Raw genomic sequence first — 20530 nt, forward strand, 5'->3', positions numbered from 1 at the left:
CGAGATCCCCGTGAGGCGGCGATGGAGATTACTGCCTTCCCGGCTCCCGTCGAGGCGAACGACACGTCCACCCGGACCGAGTCTGCCCAGCTCAGCCTCGCCGACGCGTGGGCGGCCAACCGGTCGATCCAGAAGTCGGCGGCGGGACGCCTGTTCGCGGCCACCAACTCGGCTCTCTACGTCACGTTGATGGAGCGCCACCTCGATTACGGCACCAAACTGTCGGAGATCGAGCTGTCGGTGCGCCTGGACCGCGACCTCACCGACCTCGACCTCACCGACCAGGCCACCGGCCTGGAGCTGGTGAAGCTGTGGGCGCGGCAGGGCTGGCTGCACCGTGTCACCGACACCAGCGACCTCAACGCCCCCAACCTGTGTCACCTGACCAGCGAGGCCCGCTCGGTGCTGGACTACATGCGCCGTCAGCGACGCGAGGATTCCATTGCCACCGGCGGGTCCATCACCGGCATCGCCGCCGAACTCCGACGCGTCGCCGGGCAGGTCAGCAATGATCCCGAGCAGATCCGCTCGGAGATCGAGGCCCAGATGTCGGAGCTGGACACCGAGCTCGCCGACCTCGACGCCGGCCGCCGGCCCCCGGTCGATTTCCGCGTCGCCGAGGACGCCGCCCGCACCATCGGCTACCAGATGGAGCAGATCATCTCCGACATCGGCCAGTACGGCACGATGCTCGACCGGATCACCACCGCACTGCTCGACGACCCCAACGACTCCGACCTCGCCTACCGCGACCGTCAGCGACAGCTGTTCGACGACTACGAAGCGCTTCTCGACTCGCCGCAGTCGGCGTCGTATCAGGCGTTTTCGCAGATGATCCAGGATCCGGAACGCCGGGCACGCCTCAAGGTCGACATCGAGACGATCATCGAGAACTTCCCCGGCATGGACGCCGGCCTGCGGTCGGTGATGGACAACTTCTTCGGCCTGGTCACCCAGCAGATGGCCGAGGTCGGTCGCACCCGGCAGCGCTGCGCCCGCCGGATCCGGCGCTTCGTGGCCTCGGGCACCCTCGAGCAGAGCCGTGGCCTCGCGCGTCAGCTCAACGACGCCCTCACCACCGCCAACGAGCTGCTCAAGACCTCCCTCGCCGACCGTCGCATCGGTTACGAGCTGCCGCTGGCCGCGCCGACGGTCAACTCGATCGGCCGTCTCGCCTTCGAGATCCGCGAACACGTGCCGCCCGCACCGGCTCTACCTGCGGGCGTCGACGCGGATTTCTCGGCGTTCGCCTCGCTCACCGGCCAGGTCGACACCGTCGAACTCACCGACACCGTCAACAGCGCCGTCGCCGCCGGACCCGTCGCCCTGGCCGATGTCATCGAGGGGCTCGACGAGCCGTACCTCGCGCACGTCATCGTGTTGTGGTCCTGGGCGTCCAAACAGCAGGCTGCAGGGGAGAAGGTGCCGATGACCACCGTGCGGTTCCGCTCCCTGGTCGGTGAGGACCACGCCATCGAAGTTCCCGACCTGACCTTCACCGAACCGATTCCGACTGCGGAGGTCGACGCCGAATGACCACCACCGACGAGACTGCCAACCCGACTGGTAACACCACCGACGAGTTCGCCGGCTTCGACGACCTGCCCACCGTCGCGAAGGGTGCGGCCTCGCACGCGCCGAGCGCACCTCGCTTCGACGGCGACGTCAGTGAGCTGCCCGACCGTGCCTGTTGGGCCCTGCAGAATCTGCTGACCCGCCGCTACATCAGCGGCGACCGCCAGCCGCAGCTGTGGTCGTGGGTGGCCGAGTACTCCGACGTGCTCCGCGGCCGGCTGTCCGAGCTCGACCTCCGCCTGCGCATCGTCGACGAGTTGCAGGTCGCCTTCGTCGAGCAGGCCGGTTACGACTCCCGCTGGGGCCGAAGGATTCTCAAGCGCGAGACCATCCACACCTACGACGCCATCCTGTCGCTGCACCTGGCCAAGTACGTGCGCGCCGCCCGCGACGAGCCGGTGCTCATCACCCGTGAGGAGATCCACGAACTGTTCGCCGGGGTCACCAACACCATCGACCGCGACCTCGCGCTCTTCGACAAGCGCATCGAGCGGGCCATCGACAAGATGGAAGAACTCGAGTTCCTGCGTAAGCAGCGCGACGACGCCGACACCTTCACCGTCAGCCCGGTCATCTCCGCGGTGATGACGGCATCGGTGATCACCGACCTGCAGCGACAGTTCGAGCAGTTCATCGGCGCCGGCGACACCGGGGAGGTGCCGCCCGGCGCTGCGGTCGACGAACCCGCCGAACCCGATGACGAGGCCGAAGACGGTTACGGCGACGATGAAGGAGACGACTGGTGAGCGGGCAGGTCGACCAGTACCACCTGTCCCGGTTGCAGCTGATCAACTGGGGTGTGTTCGACGGGTATCACTCGATCCCGTTCAGCCCCAACGGTTCTCTGATCACCGGGTCGTCGGGTAGCGGTAAGTCGTCGTTGCTCGACGCCATCTCGCTGGCCTTCCTCCCGGATCATCGACGCAACTTCAACGCCTCGGGCGATGCGACGGCGGCCGGCTCGTCGAGCGGTAAGCGCACGGTCGGCAAGTACGTGCGCGGCGCCTGGGGTGAGCGGCGCGATGGCACCAACGCGCACCGCGAGATCATGTACCTGCGCGGCACCGGCCCGGCGTGGGCGGCCATCTCGGTCACCTACACCTCCACCTCCGGCGAGGCCATCACCGGTCTGGTCCTCAAGTGGCTGGCCGCGGGCAAGATGACCGACGCGCACAGCTCGTACTTCATCTACGACGGCGACGCCGACATCGTCGAGGCCTGCAACGAGTGGGCCGCGGCCAACTACAACTCGGCCAAGTTCCGCGACCGCGGCTGGCGCGGCGGACCCGGCGAGGGCAAGTATCTCTCTACGCTGTACTCGCTCATCGGGATCCGCGGCTCCGACGCCGCCCAGCAGCTCCTCGGAAAAGCCAAGTCGCTCAAGAGCGTCGGCGGTCTCGCGCAGTTCGTGCGGGAGTTCATGCTCGACGCCCCGACCAGCATCGTCGGCATCTCCGACGCCCTCGATCAGATCGATCCGCTCGTCGAAGCCCGTGAGCTGCTCGACGTCGCACGCCGCAAGCGCACCATCCTCGGCAACATCGAGGAGGTGCACGAGCGGTACGCGGGGGAGGCGGCCACCTTCTCCGTCCTCGACACCATCGACAGCACCACCATCCGCAGCTACGTCAACAACCTGCGGATCCGCAACGCGGAACCAGAGGTCGCCGACCTCGACGACCAGATCACCCGCCTCGACGGCGATCTCGCCGCGCTGACCACCCAGCACGACCAGCTCCGCCAGGACCACAGCCTGCTGCTGTCCCGCATCGCCACCTCCACCGGCGACCTCGCCCCACTGCGGGAACAGCTCGGTGGCGCACAGAAACTCAGCACCGAGGTCACCGCGCGGCGGAACTCCTACGAGGACAAGGTCTCCGCGCTCGGTTTCACCCCGCCCACCCGGGCCGAGGGCTTCTGGCTGCTCCGCGAGGAACTCCTCGAGGAGGCCACCAAGATCGACGGACAGCTCGACGCCGGTCGCGCGCATTACGCCGAGGCGCTGGCCAGCGAGGTCGCCGCGCGCACCCGCCGCGACGCCGCCCAGGAGGAACTCGGCCGCGTCGAGAATGCCGGTTCCGCGCTACCTCGCACCGAACACGAGATGCGCCGCGTCATCGCCCACGCGCTGCAGATCGACGAGTCCGAGCTGAAGTACGTCGCCGAGCTCGTCGAACTCGACCCCGACGAGGAACGCTGGCGCCTGGCCGTCGAGAAGGTCCTGCGCAACGCGGGACTGCGGTTGTTGGTGCCGGACGAGCACTTCCGTTCCGCGTTGCGCTTCGTGAACTCCCACGACATGCGCGGCCGAATCCAGCTGCACCAGGCCGAGAACCGGCCGATGCCGGTGGTGGAACCAGGCACCTTGGCATCCAAGCTGCGGCCCGTCGATTCGGGTCACCCGTGTGCCGCCGAGGCGATGACCATCCTTGCGCGCCTGGGCAACCACATGTGCGTCGACAACCCAGGGGAGTTCTCGCAGTACGCCAAGGCCGTCACCGACCAGGGCCTGCGCAAGGATTCGGCGAAGCTCGCGGTCAAGGACGACCGTCAGCAGCTGCGCCGGTCGCAGTACATCTTCGTCGGCGATGTCGCGTCCAAGATCACCGCGCTGCGCGACGAACTCGAGTATGAGGAGCGGGCCTTCGAGGATGCGCGCCAGGACTGTGCCGAGCTCGACCGTGAGCGCAGCGCCAAGGAACGACGCCGCGATGCGTATCGCCGTGTGTGCGAGCAGTTCACGCAGTGGAACGAGATCGACGTCGACTCCGTCGATGACCGCGTCGACCAGCTCACCGACCAGTACGACCTGCTGATCGAGGAGAATCCCGACGTCGAAGCCCTGCAGCGCAAGGCCGAGGACCTGTGGGAGCAGGTGCGCAACGCGATTTCGCAGGCCGCCCTGGTGAAGGACAAGATCGCCCGCCACGACGACCGTCGCACGCAGCTGCTCGACCTCATCGACCGGCTCAAACCCGAAGATGTTCCCGCACGGGCGGAGAAGACCCTCGACGGCTTCCGCGAGGACCTCTCGGCGACCCTCGACGTGCTGAACCCGGAGCCGTACCGCCAGGAGATCGTCAAGGCCGCCGGCCGCGAGCGCGACCGCATGCGTTCCGACGCACGACGCTCCCGCGACGAGCTGGCCCGCATCCTCGACACCTACGACGAGGAATTCCCCGACGCCATCCCGAATGACAGCGACGACTTCGACGAACGTCTCCACGACTACGTCGCCGTCTGCCGCCGCATCGACGAGCGCGAACTACCCGCCGCCTACGAGCGGATGCGCCGCCTCATCACCGAGCAGGCACCGGGAGCAATCCTGGGCCTGCACATGGCCGCCGATGCCGAGGAACGACGCATCGTCGAGCAGATCGAGCGCGTCAACACCGGCCTCGGGGCGGTGGCGTTCAACCGAGGTACCCGCCTGCGCCTGCGCCCCGGACGCAAGAAGCTCGCGGCGGTGGAGGAGCTGACCGAGAAGGCCCGGCAGATCTCCAACCGCGCCACCGCGGTCAGCTTCGGCGATGAGCAGGCCATCCTCGAGCAGTACTCCGACATCCTGCTGCTGCGCGAACGCCTCGCCGGCAACACCCCGGAGGACCGGCAGTGGACGCGCGACGCCCTCGATGTGCGTAACCGCTTCGACTTCTACTGCGAGGAACACGACGCCGAGTCCGGCGAGACCATCCGCACCTACTCCAACGCCGGCGACAACTCCGGTGGCGAGCAGGAAAAGCTGATGGCCTTCTGCCTCGCGGGCGCACTGAGCTTCAACCTGGCCAGCCCGCACGGCAACGACAACCGGCCGATTTTCGCCCAGCTGATGCTCGACGAGGCGTTCTCCAAGTCCGACCCGCAGTTCGCGCAGCAGGCGCTGTCGGCGTTCCGCAAGTTCGGGTTCCAGCTGATCATCGTGGCGACGGTCCAGAACACCAGCACGATTCAGCCGTACGTGGACAACGTCGTGATGGTGTCGAAGACTGAGGTCGGGCCTGAGTTGCGCCCGGTTGCGACGGCTACCTCGACGGGGATCAAGGCGTTTTCGGAGTTGCGGCGATCGGGGAGTCAGCTTCCCGTCTAGCGAGACACGTCGCGCGAAACTCGGCCAAAACTGAGCACTTTCGATAATTCTCGTCGCTGTGGCGCTTGATATTTTGACGAAGCCCCTGCTGTTCAGGTGGTTGTCCCGAAGCTGATCGTCGGCGCACCGTGCCAGCAGATCGAGGTCCGGCACGTAGTCCCCGTGAGGGTGGGTATGCCTGTCGCCGTCCGAAGTAATCTAGCAGCGCCTTGGGAGAGCTCGTGCTGCTGGAAACACTGGGTCCCGGACCTCTTCTGCGATCTCAGCAACGCGGGGCTCTCTGTCTGCGAAGGGTCATTCTCCACTGAGTGCCCGTGTGTTTTGCGTACGTCCGACGACTCCGAGTTCGCCGAGACGGTTAGTTCGTGCGGAAGTTTGGCAGGTGCGGGCCAATATAGCCGATGTAGATTCGACCTGTGCCTACCGCGTCGTTATAGTAGTGCAGACGCGGACTGATGCTACCGGCCTTTGCAATCTTTATGTGCGCACCCATAAACACTTTGCCTGCACCATCAACTGTTTTCGGAACAGCGAAGATACGCGCCCGTCCGTACTGCGGGTGCTGTTCCGTCGCGGTTGTCTCATCGCGCGCATGGTTAGTCTGCGAAAATGACACACAGCCTGGAGGCGGGTCCCTTAGGAAGTCGTCGACGCTACCACTGAAATCACCGGATGACCGCAATCGACAGTAGTCGTCCAATGCGCGAAGCGCGGTCCAGGTCTTTCGAGCCCACGAATCAAGAGGGTTCTTCTCATCGAGCTCGAGCGCGGCCTTTTCCTGACCCGTGAACACTAGATTCGGCAATTCGTCGAAGCGATCAAGAAGCTCTTGAAAAGTCCCGGGGGGAGTATCGAGCGGAGACTCGTGTCTCTCCCAAATAACATCGCCGAAGTCACTCCGCGCGAGTTCTCCTCTTAGATGCCTAAGCTCACGCTGCGCCTCGTCGAGCTCCAACGCAGTCTGCGCCAAATCCAGAAATTGATCTTCGACCATCACCGTGAGTTCCACGTTCTCGTCCTCGAGAGCGTTCCGCTCAGATTGAATCGTGTGTATTCGACTACGAACTCTCTTCAGGTTCTCCTCTTGCTTTAACGCTTCAGAGGCTAGAGACCCGAGACGACGCACCGAGTCTGCGGTTACCTCCAATGTCCCTATCACGGACCGAACCACCGCCCGCAAGGTCCGCATCACCTCTGTCTGCTGCCCATCGCTTGGTCGAGAAATGGCCGAATTCGTGGATTCGCTAACACTATCCGGCGTAGCAGGGGTAGGTCGTGCCAGTAAGTCGGTGGTCGACTCTGCAATGGTGCTCGGGAAGGAGTGCGCGCTGCCCACTATGGTCTCGTCCAATAGTTCTCGCAGGCGGCGATCAATACGAATCAGATCTGAGGGCAAGGCGAAAGTCGTCGAGTGGCGACAAGCAGAACGTCCCAGAAAGTCGCGGATCCGATATTGCGAGTCTCCGACTATTCGACCAGTGGTCAAGATCCGGTGGCGGAGCGAGTCGCCTGGGTCATCGAAGTCAGGCCTGGGCAGATAGGTTCGCAAAGACCAGGGCGCGACACGATGGGATTCTGGCAGGCGCGCGTTCAGCGCGAGCGTCGACTCTGTGTCAAGGACATACGCGCTCGCAATGCCTCTCGTGCGGGAGAGTAGCTCCGACACGAATCCAGCCCAGTCCGGAAGCGGAATGGCAACGCTGTCGTCAGCAGCGGCGAGAAAGAGGAATCCGCGTCGGTCAGAATCGATAAGCGCTTCATAGATGTAATCAACGTCATCTACACGCGCCCGAAAGGGTTCCGCGGTGAGGCTGTGACGTCCGTCAAGGCCAGCCGCGACTTCCAAGATATTGCTTACGAGCCTGGGGACACTAGCCTCGGATTGCGGTGGCTTCAATACGTCTGTCAGCACCCAGCCGTTGCTGGCTCGGTCGACGAACGTGGTCAGTTGTGTAATCCACAGACCACGGCCTTCGTCCTGATGGAAACGCCAACGTTCAACACTACTTCCATCCCGGCGCTCCTCGCGGACAAGGGACGCAGTGACACCCGGCGCAATGTCGGCGACGCCCGGACGAGTTAGCTTGTCGATGTCCCATTTCTTGCGGTCGTCGGTACACCACGCATAGATCTGCTGATGAATCTTAGTGGCTAACTCAGGATCATTTTCAATCCTGAATAACGATCTGCAACCTAGTTCTGTGGTGCTCACCGTTCACTCCGTTTCAAGGCCGAACTCCCCACGCCGAAATTTCTGGAGTGGCGTATCGCATCGTTAATTTGTGTCCTGCCATAACATTTCTATACTTAGGGGGTCGGTGATCTCGACTGTCGACCAGAATCAGGGCGACAAATACGAACGGGTGCTGATACCAGGGGTCCTCCTGTCTGAATGACTCTACGCGTCAACTATCGCGTCGTCGGGGCGGTCTTTTCGGCGCACTGTGAAGGCGATTCGACCCGCGGGAGCGGATGCGAGCGGCAACGCGTACGAGAACATCGTCGCAATGTGTTTCGGGTCGACCGGATCGGGCAACTTCTTGGGATCCGTTATGCCCTTGGTGTCGTGGAATCGTGCCGAGGTGCTGTCTCCGGCGAAGGTCAGCAGGAATGCGCCACGAGTCGGAACTTTGAGTTCCTTCACATGCGAGTACTCGGGCAAATCGAGCGCCGCCGAAATATGGCCACTCACGTCGACCGTGTCCGCATCCATCCCGCTAGAAACGGCCAATAGCGCATCGCGCTGACGGGTCGACGATCCTGAGAACTGCCAGGGTCTGTCTGAGCGGCGGTACCGGCGCATGATCTTCAGACGACGTTCGCCGACAGTCTTTGTCGGCAGAGAATTGATCTCGGGCACGATGATCGCCCAGTCTTCGAGCGTGCCCCCGTCGACCGCCTTACGCATAAAGGCGAGGTAAGGCTCGAACTTGAAGTTCTTTGCCCATTGGAACCTGCTCGCAACGTCGATAAGAGCCTCCGCGTCGAAGATTCCGTAGTGAGCTTTCCAGGGCCGGGGTGCCCCGGCTTCGCTGATATAGAAGAACTCGCCTTCGGTGCTCGCCGCGTCGAGCAGCGACTGCACCGCCTCGAAGTGACTTTCGTTCACCCTGTCATTGTGTTCACCCAGCTGGTTGAAGTCGACCACCTTGCCACCCTCGCCCTGTTCGGTGAGCTCGGCGTTATACATTTTGGCACTGTTGGTTGGTTTGAGGTACGGCAACGTTTGATACACCAACGGCGGCACGTCCATAGGTCGGACGCGCGGCCGACCGTCGTCATCAAATCCCTGGAACCGACGAAGTTCCTCCCGGAAGTCTTCTTCGTCGCGGACTACTGCTTCAAACGTCCTATACAGATCGACGACAGTCTTTCTCGGTCCGGGGACGTTTCGGCCGATATACAACCGAACTAGATCTCGGTAGTGGCGGCGGTAGCCAAACCATCGACCCATCTGCATGAGCGTATCGGCGGCAGTTGTCCTCCGTGTGTAGTACGAGACCGTCAGGCCCTCCACTGTGAACCCACGAGATAGCTTGGTGCCGCCGACGAGGACCTTCCAGACGTCGCCAGACTGAAAGTCTATGTCATCCTGAAGATAGTCTTTCTCTGCGACGCCGTTTACGATAACGACAGGGTTGACGCCCATCTGGATTTTACCGACTGCGTGCCCAATGTGGGGGATCAGTTCGGCGAATCCCGCGATTCCCGGCTCTGTCGGTGCACGAGCAGCGGTTACTCTCCGGAAGTCGTTAGTCCACAGGTCCTGAAGTCGTTTAAGTCCCATCGGCAAGTCGTAGCCCGCCGAAGTCCAGACCCGACGAATGTCGTTGGCGAGGGCGGCGTGCTCAGCGGTGCTAACCGACTCGTGGACCAGCATTGTGTGGTGGCGAAATAGCCTGGGCTTGCCGAGTTTGGAGGCACGCTGAAGCTTGATGGCCCCGGCGAGTACGTATGCGTCCAGGGCACCAAGCATTTCGTTGTCACGGGCCTTCAGGTCGTCCGGCGCGGCGAGGAGTGGCCGGACGTAGGCCTTCTCGTTCGAGTTAGCGACGGTGCGCGGAACGTCTGCTTCAGCGCCGTCGTCCGGGTCGTCCCGCCCGAGATCGTGGAAGGCATTGCCACCCATGTAATCTGCTGGCGGCTTCAGACTGATGATGAAATCCTTAGGGAAGATGTCTTCGGAGTCCTCAGGATCGACAAATACGTTCGCGAACGGCGTGGCGGTATAGCCGACGTACTGGGCACGCTTCAGTTCGCCTAGAAGCTGTGCGATTCGGCGGTTAATCGCCGTGCGTTCTTTGGCTTCCTGGGATTCCTTGTCCTTCTTCTTTTTCGGCCTCGTCGTGTTGATTGACGCTTGGTCCGCCTCGTCGTCGATAATCAGTGTGGGTATCTCGCCAAGGTCAGTCTTGGTGGATTGCAGGTCATGTACGAAATGCTCAAGTACCTTGGAGTTCTTCTTGACCACGGCAATACGGATGTCCGGACGATGGAGGTTCTGAGGGTCGTAGAGCGGGCGCGCAGGGTCGACGAGGTGATCAGTCTGGCGGAAATCTAGGTATCCAAGTCCGGCCTTGAGGAGCTTGTAGTCGTCGCGCGCACCCGTCAGCCGACGGATTCCGGGGACCCCGAGTTCCTTTGGGTCCTTACCATAGGAAACAAATTTGCCCTCGTACCAGTCGAGGTCGCCGTCGCCGATGTAGTCGACCGAGGACGTGAGTTCCTTATCGTCGCGAGGTACCCCGCCGAGAATGTTCTCCTCTCCGACGAGTTCCATATCAAGCCGGCGCTGAGTCTGTCCGCGCAGTAGTTCAATGGTGCCAGTAAGGACGATAACGAGCTTGTATCCTGCATCGATCGCTTTAGCGATCACACCTGTGAAGTTGGCGGTCTTCCCGGACTGTACGTGGCCGACCACCAGGCCTTTCGATTGGTAGGGGTGTTCCTGCGCGGGATTAGCCAAGCGTCTGACCACCTCGTCGGTAGCGCGGTTCAATTCCCCGATTGCGTCTGCATCCATGTCCTTGGATTCGAGGACGCCACGGTATCCGTCCCAATAGAAGGACCGTTTCGCGTCGGCTTCGTACCAGGGATCCCAGTCGGCGGGCTTTCCTGAGATCACGACAGCGCCAGACAAGTTCAAGTGGAAGGCATCGTTGATCCTGGTCTGCGCCTCGTCGGAGAAGCCAAGAGCTACAAGGATTGCGTCCCTCCGTCCCTGCGAATAGGGCGGCATGCTCGACGCCCACCGCGGGTCCGGTAGAGCGTCCCACTTGGAGAGCTGAATGTGGAACTCGTAACGAGCGGGTGCGTTCACGTCGGAGGCGGCGATCGCGTCAACCAAGTCATTCTCCGAGAAGACCGCGTTGATCCCTGCGTCGTCGAGCTCAAAGCACACGCGCTTAAGCATGGGCTTGGGATCACTCTTGCTCATGCTGCGCACGACACTTACGATCGCATCAGTATATCGGTCGGTCAACGTTCATCCCTCCTGCGTGAATACTGGACTGATGAAGCCGGTGAGCGGCTCGCCCGGGTCTCCTGCAGTGCGCGAGGAGACGTCGACACGATAGGACACGGCACTGACAAGATTGCTGTGAGGAACGACCGCCTCCAGACGACTACGTGTGACCGCTGGGAAGTCATCATCCACCAAATATGCCGTTGGTGTCGTGCGGAGGATGTACGCCGTCGGATACATTGCGGCGTCGTCGTCCTCCCAGGCTTCTGATGCAAGGTATGTCACGAACCTGTCCCGAGTCGAAGTCAGCTGTTTGCGGATCTCCTGGACCAGCCCTGGGAGAGTGATGCCGTTCGGATCGCCACCGGCCCGGGTGATTTGAACGGACACGAGCCAGAGTGGCCGGCTGGGGTTCGGCTCGAGCTGACCCGCCCCATGGATCACATGAGTCCTTGACTCGCCTAGTGTGGTCTTGACCTCAGCATCAAAGGTTGGGAAGGCGTAGTCGCGCTCCTCAGCGAGCGGGCCCAACCACCATTCAATCGCTGAGCACTCATCGAAGCCGTCGATTAGAGCTCGGAACAACAGTAGCTCGCCAATCAGCCCGATCTGTTTTTCTTCGGAGATCCGAGGTTTGGCTGCGAGCATCGTCTTCATGTTCGTTATCGCGGCCGCCGTCGCAGCCGCAAAGGTCGCTCCGCCGCGCATTGCCTGGACGATGGACAGCATCAGCCCGTAAGCCTCTGTGTACATGTTGCGTGCATCGACTGTAAAGCACGCCCACTCGCGGTCGGCTCGTACCTCGACACCTGTGCTGACCCGCTTCAGTGAAGCCACGTCCTGCACCATCCCACTGTGGGGTGTCAGTAGCGAGATTTTCTGTCCGGGGCCGTCAATTCTGAGGATAATCTCAGGAGCGCAGGAGAAGGAATGGGAAGTTACCGTCCCGCTGCGGAAGTACTTTTCCAATGTGTCCGGATCTAGCTCTGACGACTGTTCGCTCATTTGGACGGTCACTTACCTTCCGCGATTTGTGCTCCGATTGCAGAGAGGAGGATGGCCTGCCAAGCCGATTCCTCCCTCTTCTTTTTGGCACCACTACCCGTGCCGACGAAGTGATCCTCCAATAAGAGGAGCAGCAGGCTCTTGATGAGAGGCGCGTCGTCCATGTCGAGGCTCTTGTGCCCGACAACTGCCGACCTGTACCTCGCATTGAGGACAAGGCGGTGGCTTCGAAGGTCTACATCGTAAACCTGGTCCTCGGGGAGAAGGCTCCATCGGATGTCGATCGGAAACGCATCATTGGGTTCAGTATGGATGGCAAACGCGTCCTTGACCGGGACCGGGAGGCCGCTGCCAGGCATCGGTGCTTCGATGGGCGAGGCCGTCCGCTGCTTGGCCAGCTTCGCCGCATGCGTCGAGTCCTCCCGAAATGACGCGAGCGTCGTTCCGTCCGCCGCGCGTGCCCGCATCAACGCGCCGCGCAATTCGTCGTCGAACGTAGTGCCGATCTTCTCGGGGTTGATAGCGACATGGTTTTCCATCTCATCTGAGAGGTCGAGCGCTACGCGGGCAAAGGCCAGATCGGGCCTTGGGGTCGCCAGACCGTTCCAGCCGCCTGCCTGGAGAAGCCTGTCGTTGCGATAAATGTAGAGGCCCTGAGATTCGGTCTCTGAGCGCCCTCCCAGTACGAACCCTGGGCCTTTGTCGTGGTGTGGCCAGATGTGTAGTTGCGCTGTCCCAGTGGCGTTTCCGACGACCACTGGGAGCTGCTTCGGGTAGCCTGTCTGCCCCACACCTCGATAGTGGAACGGATCGATGGCTCTCACCACTCGTGGAGGTCCGGGGGAAGCCAGGTTTACATCGAAGGTGTCGATCGTGAGCTCCAGATCCCCGCGTTCGAGGATTCGGTGCAGCACTAAACCGAGGTGGTTTGTCAATTCCTGTGTGGTTCGATTAGTCCATGCCCGCTGCTCGTCTTCGCTGGATGAAGTGAGAAAAGTCTGAACGTCCTGCCATTCGACAATGGTGCCGGTGTCCATCACGAAGTCAACCTTCGGGCTGGCCATGCGCTCGGCGGCATCAGTGGCAGAAAATTCTTCGACCACCGGGCCAGTGTCTATCGTCTCCCTACGCAGACGCCGGCCTACCGGCGGCGACCCGTAGCGCTTCGACCAGACAATCAATGTGTTCGCTTGACTAAGCGACGCGGCCTTGAGCCCAATTCCGAAGTGCCCCAGATCGTGACCCTGATACTCGCGCTTCTTGGCATACGTCATCGCGTCGTCGATGGCGGCCGAGTCCATACCCGACGCGTTATCGATCACCTGCAGGCCGACTGGTCGTGCTCCGCGCATCAACAATCTGACCAGGACATGCGTGGCACCGAAGTCGATGCTGTTATCCACGAGGTCGGCAACGGCCGAGGCCAGTGTGTGGTGGCGCCCGATGGCCGACGTGATGGACGGATCGGGAGGGACGACCCTCGAACCGATCGGCTGCGGTGCGGAAGTCGTCCCCACTACAGGTCCCGGAAAGCGCTGTCCACCACACCAACATCCTTGGCGTTCTGCTTCACCGCACGAACTGTGTTGGCGTCGAATCCGTCGGCTTTCTGTGCGTCCACCGTCAACGTGACGTCGAGGACGTCAGGGCCAGCGTTACGCAACACCTCGAGGATCTCCTGGGCGATCAACTGCAGCTCGCCGGGCATATTGGCATTGGGGTCGACGACGTGACGGAGCGAGAATGTTGCGTTGGAAACTGTCGTCCGGGGCTCGGGGGCCGGCGGATTAGGCCGGCGAGGTGTTGTGGTTCTCGTGTCCGTCGTCGGTGTCGGCTCTGGCGCAGGCTCACGCTCATTCTCTTGTTCGCGTCTTCTTTGCTCGACCGCGAGATCCGGTCGCACCACCAATGTGGTTGCGTCGAACGGCCCGAACTCGGTGTCCGCCAGCGGAACCGCCAGTCCGAGGAAGTCGCCTGTCGTCGAGTCGAACCCGGTCGCAAGCGCGAACCCAGTGTCAATGAACGCGGCGTCGAGGAGAGACTCCTCTAAGGCCCTGACGAGCACTGACTTGTCCCGCAGCCTATGGAGATAGGGGTAGCGACAATAGTAGGCCCACAGCTCTGTGAAGTTGAGGAACCCGCGGGTCCACCGCGCGCGCAGAAACTCCTCAATATCGATCCGAATAACTCTGTTGGCGACGTAGGAGTGGGCTGCGTCGACCGATGCGAGCTTGACGCCAATACGTTTGGTGAGATTCTTCTCCTGCCCGTCTGCGCGCACTTGCCCCACAGCGAATGGCGCCTGGGGGTCGTCTTGCACAGCATGCATTCCCCAGATCCACGTGTGGGCTAGGCGGTCGTCGACCGTACGGTTGGCAGTCTCCAACATTGACTGCGCCTGCGCGGCCGCCGACTGCGTCAGGTCGAGCCGGGTCGTCTCGTTGAAGATCGAGTTCCACGCCTGGTACGAGCGTACTGCCGACTCTAGCGTGCCCCACTGCTTTTCGTCAGCCGCGACCGCAACAAGGGTGTTGACGTTCGAGCGAGGAGCGTTGCCTCGCTGGCGCAATAAGTCGTGCACCCACTTTGAGGCACTGGATGCCTTGTCCTTGCCGTTGTGATTGTACTGGGGTGGAACGACGACCAGGCGGAGGTAATCGGCCTCCTCGACGTCGGAAGACGACTCAGGATGCACGACCTCGGCGATAATGTCGTTGGAGCCCTTGAACATTACCTTGAGCCGCGCTGCAACCTCGGCGTGGACAGCGTCTATCGACAGTTGAGCGGCGCGTTCAGCAGCTAGGCGGTTGAGCGACGGCTGACTGTCATACCAGTATCGGCCACCCTCGGAGTAGTAGTGCGATGACTTTTCCTGGAGCCCGTCCAGCGCTGACCCGATGTTGCCGAGCACGTCGCCAGGCATCGCGATACCGAGCGTGATGCTCTTGCGATCCTTGCCCTTGAGCGCGGAATCGAGGGTAGGCGTGGCTTCCAGAAAGATCGTTCGCGCCGTGCGCAGTGCGAGGGAGCGATCTTTCAACACGGGACGCTCGGCGTCGACGATTCGGGCGACGGCATTCTGTCCGTCGATCTCGGATTGGATGATCGCGTCCCACGCATTATCAACGTACTGGGTGATCTCCGACCGGACGGGCTGCGCGTCGAGTGGGACCGATCCGGTCATGACGAGTGGTGATGGGTCCTTGAGTTCGTAGAGTTGGTGAACTACGTGGCTCATGAGGCGCAGCACCCCACGCGTGCGCTGGAACTTCTCCAATGTCGACCAGTCAGAGTAGAGGCGGTCGAGAAGTTCAGGGTGAATAGGGTACGCGGCTCTAATTCGCGCTTCGTATGATGAGTCACCGACACCGGTCGGAAATTCCTTGGGGTGGTTGCGGTAGTAGTCTGTGAACCGGCGTGCCGCAGTGGCGATGGTCGCAATCGCCTTCGCATCCGCTTCGACGAACAGCCGCCTTCGAACGATTTCGTAGGATTCGTCCCTGGTGGCCGGGCTCCATTGGTAGGCCACACGGCGAATGACATAGTCCAGTCGGTGCAGAGCGTCGCGTCCGCGCTGTCCACCAACCTCGAGATTGTTCGCCTTGGCCTCGTGTCGGTCCGGGCTACTCTCGCCGGACTTGGCTGGTCGGCCCTCACTTGCCGGTACCGACACGAGTAGAAGGGTGCCGGGCACGTTCTCTGCCGCGAGCGTCAACGCCTGGGCGAAGGTGAACTGTGTCTCGAACAGGCCGGCCGCCACTCTTTGAACGTGTGGGTCAGTCTTGTCATAGCTGTCCGGGAGCTGTCGGGCGTAGGCGACCCATTCGTCAATCAGGATGACCGCTGGTCCGAACTCGTGGAACAACTCGCGCAGCAGGTTACCTGGGTTTGTACCGGTTCTGTCGGCATCGGCGACGATAGCGTAGCCTTCCGCGCCGCCAAGTTGCCACGCAAGTTCACCCCAAAGGGTGTGCACCACAGTGCCATCGGATTTGCGAGACGGGGTCGAGGGCGGAATTTCGTTGCCCACCAGAGCAGCCTTGTGCACTGCCCTGCTGAGGACGTCCGTGTCGTGCCCGCACAATAGATCCTGAACGGTCTGCGGGAACTCGTGCAGAGCCCGACCCGAGAACATGTGCCACACGGCCAACATCGAGTGGGTCTTGCCTCCGCCGAACGTGGTCTGCAGATTGATCACGGGGTTGGCCGACGGCGATCCGGAGATGCGGTCTATCGCTCGACGGAGCAGCTCCTTGAGGCCGTCGGTCAGGTATGTGCGGCGGAAGAACTCGACCGGATCCTGGTATTCTTTGGCCGCATTCTGCTGTACCGCCACCGAGTACAGGTCAGCGGCGAACTCGGCGTTGTTGTATCGACCCGAAGCCACGTCCGGGTGCGGCTTTAGTACCGCGCGCCAGGGCGGCAGCTCGGCATCCGGCGTGCCCGGTAGCGCCATTGCCTCGCGAACTGCCTTACGCGTCTGCTGTTCGAAACTGCCGCGCAGGATGTCCAACCGTGACGTGCGCACCGCATCGGCTTCCCGGACCGCACCGATGGCGCGCATTACCCGCTCGATCGTGTCTAGCGCTCGGATTGCGTCATCGGGGGAGAAGGGCTTGAAGTGGGCGACGTTATTGCGCACGCTCCGCAGCTCACTTACAAATCCCTGCTCTCCCCGTGACAGGTGGTCGTTGAAGATGTACCCAAGCGAAGACATCGGTTCGGTGATGACTCGGAACTGATCCTGAGGGTCCGTACGGGAGTACTCTTTGCCGTGGATGCCTCTCTCGGCGTCCTTTGCCGCGAGAAGCACGGTCCAGTCGTTGCCTGAGGGCACGTACTTGATGGTGACCTGCTCGATGTACGGATCGAGAACGTCGGACAGGGACTGGAGCGCCACACGCACCACATCAATGTTGCTCTTGGCCATCAGTCCTCATCCTCGAAGTCGAACTCTGTCTGCATTGCGTCAGGGTTTCGTACTCGGCCTGCTGCTTCGGCAAGGTCCGTCCACGAGCCGCCGACCAGGTTGAACAGCCGTGCATCATCGGTGCGTGACGTCTTGGTCATTTCGTACAGTCGGTATGCCAGTCTCTGTACGGCCTCGATGTCTACCTCGGACCGCGTTGCCGCGGCGGTCAGGAGTCCGCCCGCAGCGTCCAGTCCCCCGTCTTCGGCGGTCATTACCCGGCAGAGGTGACACATCAACGACCAGACTGAGATTCGATCGTCCGTGATCGGGTTCCAGTTTGCCGAGAGCTCGTCTGGAGCGGATAGTTGGACGACCCCATCTCCCTGTGTCAGCACGCCCATATTCGCAACACCACTAACAGACGTGTTGTAGGAGCGGGCCAGTAGGTCTGCGTCACCGAAAGGTCCCTTTTCCCAACCATATTGTTCGTACCACTTCACGCAGAAACGCGTGTCCGCATCGAGGTCGCCTTCTTGGGCGGTTAATACCTCGTCAAGCGACTGGTTGATTAGAGATAGGGCCGTTTTCACCGACATCTCGGTGCCGTCATTCTCAAAAACTCTACGATAGTTCGAGAACACAGCCATACCGGGGCCGAGTGTCGCCTGCGCGAGGTCTACTGGTGCTATTGCACCTTCCCGCATTCTCTCCAGTGCATCTGGCAACGTGCGCTTTAGAGCGGCGACAAACCCTCTGCGAGTAGTGTGCCCGGCGGTCTCGACGCGCGGGCGCAAGACAAGGACAATCGACGACGCTAAAGCGTTAGAGCCAATGCTTCGAAGCCGATTCGGCATCTCGGACCGGATCGGCCAAGTCGCTGTGATTACCCAGCCAGAACGGATCATCCCGTCGAGCACCGTTGCCCACCCAGTCGAGGTGGTCCCTTCTTTGCTGAGCTCTTGTTGCTTAAATGCGTAATAGACGGTCATAGGATAACTTCCCGAAACCGACTGACGCGCGTTTTCGAAGACCTTTCGAAACCCATTCTCGAAGAACTGCTCAGCGCCACTTGCGCCACCATGTCGCGCGGGCTCGGCAACCAGCTCCTCTTCTTTCGGTACGAGCATCGTTGGGAACAGTGTGGGATGAATGTGTCGCAGTGACCGTCGGAGCCAGATGTAGAACAAATCGCTCAAGGCGGCGTATCCAACATTATTGTAGTAGGGGGGATCGGTCGAAATAGCGAAATGAGCGTATGAGCGGTCAGCCGCGTCCGCCTGCGAGACGTGCCCGGCCGTGCTGTCCGGCACGGCGCCGAGTGCTCGCTCAACCCACGCGAAGCTCGCCGATATATCGGCGCCGGCGTTGCCGAAAGGGTTGGACTCAACATAGCCCGGGGACATTTGGAGCTTAGGTCCTGCAAAGGCGCTGCGCTCATACTCCTTCTTCGGTCCGCTATCCCAAGTGGTCATTCGAGAATGCCGGTCGACAAAGCGGGAGATGCCAAGCCCGAGGTAGGTTGCGACGGCATCCGCGTAGGCTGCGGCTCCGGTCCCTCCTTGTGCAAGAGGAAGGCCTACTTGAAGCCCCCCCGCGACCGCGTCCGCAAGAACGCGCTCGCGGGTAGCGCTGACCAAATCGCTGAGGACCGTGAGCGCGGTCAGTTGGCGGTTCGTGAAGAGCTGAGACCACTCGGTGTACCCATAGCCCTGGACTCGGAAACCGAGGGCAGCCTTGGGCAATGATCCAGTTGGCCTCGAAGCTGGCGATGCGGCATTCGCTGCACGCACGTGCTCGGATGTCGGAGCGAGGTAGACGCGGCTTCGTCCTCCCTGCGCGACTATCGCCATCAGCTGATCGCCAATGCGACCGGCCTTGCCCTCCGATCGGATATATGAGCCAGGTGAGACACTTCCGCAAGCGATGCATCGTCCGTTCCCGCCTGCTGATGTCCCGTCATCTGCGGGGGTTGGGGCCTTCGCCGAGTCGTGACCGATAAGGAACTTTACGCGTCGGCCGCTGGGGGTATCGGTGTCGTTGACGACAATAGGGACTACATACGACTCTTTGCCCTTTTTCTTCCCCAGCCACCACGAGTTGACAAGCGGCATCTCGATTGCGCAGGCCGGGTTAGAACAGGTCACGGTGCGGGCCCAGATCCACGCGATCGTCATAATCTTGGCTATCGCCTTTGTCTTGTCGTCGACGATGATGGCGTCAGGGTAGAGGTGTCCGATATGCTCCTTAGCCTGCTCGCGCATCCAGGCGCCGTAGCGGCGTACGTCCACCGCGAGGCCGGTGGCACGCGGCCAGTCGCCGAGCTCTGCGTCGGCGGCGCCCGGGAAGACTGGCGGCCTGCCGGCGAATCTCGGCGGGAACTCGATGAGTGCCTTGTTGATTAGCACGGCCACGGGGTTGAGGTCCGAGGCATGCGCATTTAGACCGAGGCGCTGCGCTTCGAGGGGGATTGTGCCACCACCGGCAAACGGGTCGAGGATCGCGGGCGGGTTGCCGCCGGTGGACTTGAGGATCTCCTCGTGCGCCTCGCGAAGGAGCGCCTCGTTGTTGAAGTTCTCCCACTTGACGAGACGTCTGATGATCCCGTGAAGCCGCTCACGCTCGGCCTTCTGCTGTTCATCGGACAAGTCCGGATCTGAGGAGGGGTCGTCAACGAGCTGTGCGAAGAGTACGGCACGAGCTGCAGCCAGTGGTTTCCGCGACCACCAGAGGTGGAGCGTTGATGGGTGGCCGTGACGGATAGACTTCTCGCGCACTGACGCGGCGTTGATGTCGTCCAACGGGATCGATACCTCGATCAGCTTCTTCCGAATCGGGGCGTCAGGCGTCGTCGTCATGCGTGAGAACTCCAGGTGGCTCGGCTGCTCCGATGCTAGCGGCCGAAGGAGGCAGCCGCTCGGGAGCAGATAGTGGAAGTCGGGGACGCACCCTGGCCGAGGCGTCGATGACTGCCACCTCCAGTAGTCGCGCCCAGTGCAGTGAGATTAGCGGCGTTATTGCGAACTTACGGCGTCGGTATCCGTCGGGCGGACTTCCCGTGGCGGACAATCTCCTCTATGTCGGTGGCTTCCTGTTTCATGTCCTCATGCTCCCAGACTCGGAGCACAGTCCAACCGTGGGAGCGTAGATGAGTGTCCGTCACACGATCCCGCTCGATGTTGCGGGCAAGTTTGGCCGCCCACCACGCACCGTTGTTCGTGGGCGCAGTCTTGTGCTCGGGACACCCGTGCCAAAAGCACCCATCGACGAACACAGCGAGCTTCGCGCGAGTGAACAGAATATCCGCACGCCGACGGGGCAGCCCTGGGAGCGGAGCGTCGACTCGGTACCTCAGACCTCGTCGATGGAGCTCGCGCCGAAGGAGCATCTCGGGTTCCGTGTCACGAGTTCTTTGTCGGGACATGCGCCGAGAGGTCGTGATGTCGACAGACCTCGCTGGACTCGCGGAGTCGGTCATGGTTTGACCTCC

At 61.8% G+C, this 20530-nt stretch carries 10 protein-coding genes; 3 read left to right on the forward strand and 7 right to left on the reverse strand.

What is annotated here, in order from left to right:
- Positions 1–21 precede the first annotated feature (21 nt).
- Genes H1R19_RS12120 through H1R19_RS12130 form a run of 3 tightly spaced genes read left to right on the forward strand, consistent with a single transcriptional unit; the run spans position 22 to position 5662 of the window.
- Positions 22–1536: a DUF3375 domain-containing protein gene (locus H1R19_RS12120; protein ID WP_219849132.1), complete on the forward strand. Its 1515-nt coding sequence runs from the start codon at positions 22–24 to the stop codon at positions 1534–1536.
- Positions 1533–2321 (forward strand): DUF4194 domain-containing protein, encoded by a 789-nt coding sequence (locus tag H1R19_RS12125; RefSeq protein ID WP_244970680.1) that lies wholly within the window; start codon positions 1533–1535, stop codon positions 2319–2321. Before H1R19_RS12120 ends, H1R19_RS12125 begins: the two co-directional genes overlap by 4 nt.
- On the forward strand, positions 2318–5662 hold the full coding sequence (locus H1R19_RS12130; RefSeq protein ID WP_219849133.1) for an ATP-binding protein: 3345 nt from the start codon (positions 2318–2320) through the stop codon (positions 5660–5662). The genes H1R19_RS12125 and H1R19_RS12130 overlap by 4 nt, the downstream gene beginning before the upstream one ends.
- Positions 5663–6020: 358 nt before the next feature.
- Here the strand turns inward: H1R19_RS12130 and H1R19_RS12135 are convergent, their stop codons facing one another.
- The 7 genes from H1R19_RS12135 to H1R19_RS12165 all read right to left on the reverse strand — a co-directional run bounded on the left by H1R19_RS12135 (position 6021) and on the right by H1R19_RS12165 (position 20518).
- Positions 6021–7874, reverse strand: coding sequence for a hypothetical protein (locus tag H1R19_RS12135; protein ID WP_219849134.1), 1854 nt, complete (start codon positions 7872–7874; stop codon positions 6021–6023).
- Positions 7875–8060: 186 nt separating this feature from the next.
- Complete coding sequence (locus H1R19_RS12140) at positions 8061–11099, reverse strand: Z1 domain-containing protein (RefSeq protein ID WP_244970681.1); 3039 nt, start codon at positions 11097–11099, stop codon at positions 8061–8063.
- Positions 11100–11147: 48 nt separating this feature from the next.
- On the reverse strand, positions 11148–12131 hold the full coding sequence (locus H1R19_RS12145; RefSeq protein ID WP_219849136.1) for a PD-(D/E)XK motif protein: 984 nt from the start codon (positions 12129–12131) through the stop codon (positions 11148–11150).
- An 8-nt stretch (positions 12132–12139) separates the two neighbouring features.
- Positions 12140–13648: an ATP-binding protein gene (locus H1R19_RS12150; protein ID WP_219849137.1), complete on the reverse strand. Its 1509-nt coding sequence runs from the start codon at positions 13646–13648 to the stop codon at positions 12140–12142.
- Positions 13648–17061 (reverse strand): Swt1 family HEPN domain-containing protein, encoded by a 3414-nt coding sequence (locus H1R19_RS12155; protein ID WP_219849138.1) that lies wholly within the window; start codon positions 17059–17061, stop codon positions 13648–13650. The genes H1R19_RS12150 and H1R19_RS12155 overlap by 1 nt, the downstream gene beginning before the upstream one ends.
- Complete coding sequence (locus H1R19_RS12160; protein WP_219849139.1) at positions 17061–19898, reverse strand: DUF1156 domain-containing protein; 2838 nt, start codon at positions 19896–19898, stop codon at positions 17061–17063. The genes H1R19_RS12155 and H1R19_RS12160 overlap by 1 nt, the downstream gene beginning before the upstream one ends.
- Before the next feature lie 167 nt (positions 19899–20065).
- Positions 20066–20518: a very short patch repair endonuclease gene (locus H1R19_RS12165; RefSeq protein WP_219849140.1), complete on the reverse strand. Its 453-nt coding sequence runs from the start codon at positions 20516–20518 to the stop codon at positions 20066–20068.
- Positions 20519–20530: the final 12 nt, after the last annotated feature.

Origin of the sequence: Gordonia jinghuaiqii (assembly GCF_014041935.1) — a bacterium.
Classification (GTDB): Bacteria; Actinomycetota; Actinomycetes; order Mycobacteriales; family Mycobacteriaceae; genus Gordonia; species Gordonia jinghuaiqii.

What these genes read in the sequence shown, in the direction of transcription:
- H1R19_RS12120 (WP_219849132.1), top strand. Translation starts at nt 22, where the DNA reads ATGGAGATTACTGCCTTCCCGGCTCCCGTCGAGGCGAACGACACGTCC.
- H1R19_RS12125 (WP_244970680.1), top strand. Translation starts at nt 1,533, where the DNA reads ATGACCACCACCGACGAGACTGCCAACCCGACTGGTAACACCACCGAC.
- H1R19_RS12140 (WP_244970681.1), bottom strand. Translation starts at nt 11,099, where the DNA reads ATGAGCAAGAGTGATCCCAAGCCCATGCTTAAGCGCGTGTGCTTTGAG.
- H1R19_RS12145 (WP_219849136.1), bottom strand. Translation starts at nt 12,131, where the DNA reads ATGAGCGAACAGTCGTCAGAGCTAGATCCGGACACATTGGAAAAGTAC.
- H1R19_RS12155 (WP_219849138.1), bottom strand. Translation starts at nt 17,061, where the DNA reads ATGGCCAAGAGCAACATTGATGTGGTGCGTGTGGCGCTCCAGTCCCTG.
- H1R19_RS12160 (WP_219849139.1), bottom strand. Translation starts at nt 19,898, where the DNA reads ATGACGACGACGCCTGACGCCCCGATTCGGAAGAAGCTGATCGAGGTA.
- H1R19_RS12165 (WP_219849140.1), bottom strand. Translation starts at nt 20,518, where the DNA reads ATGACCGACTCCGCGAGTCCAGCGAGGTCTGTCGACATCACGACCTCT.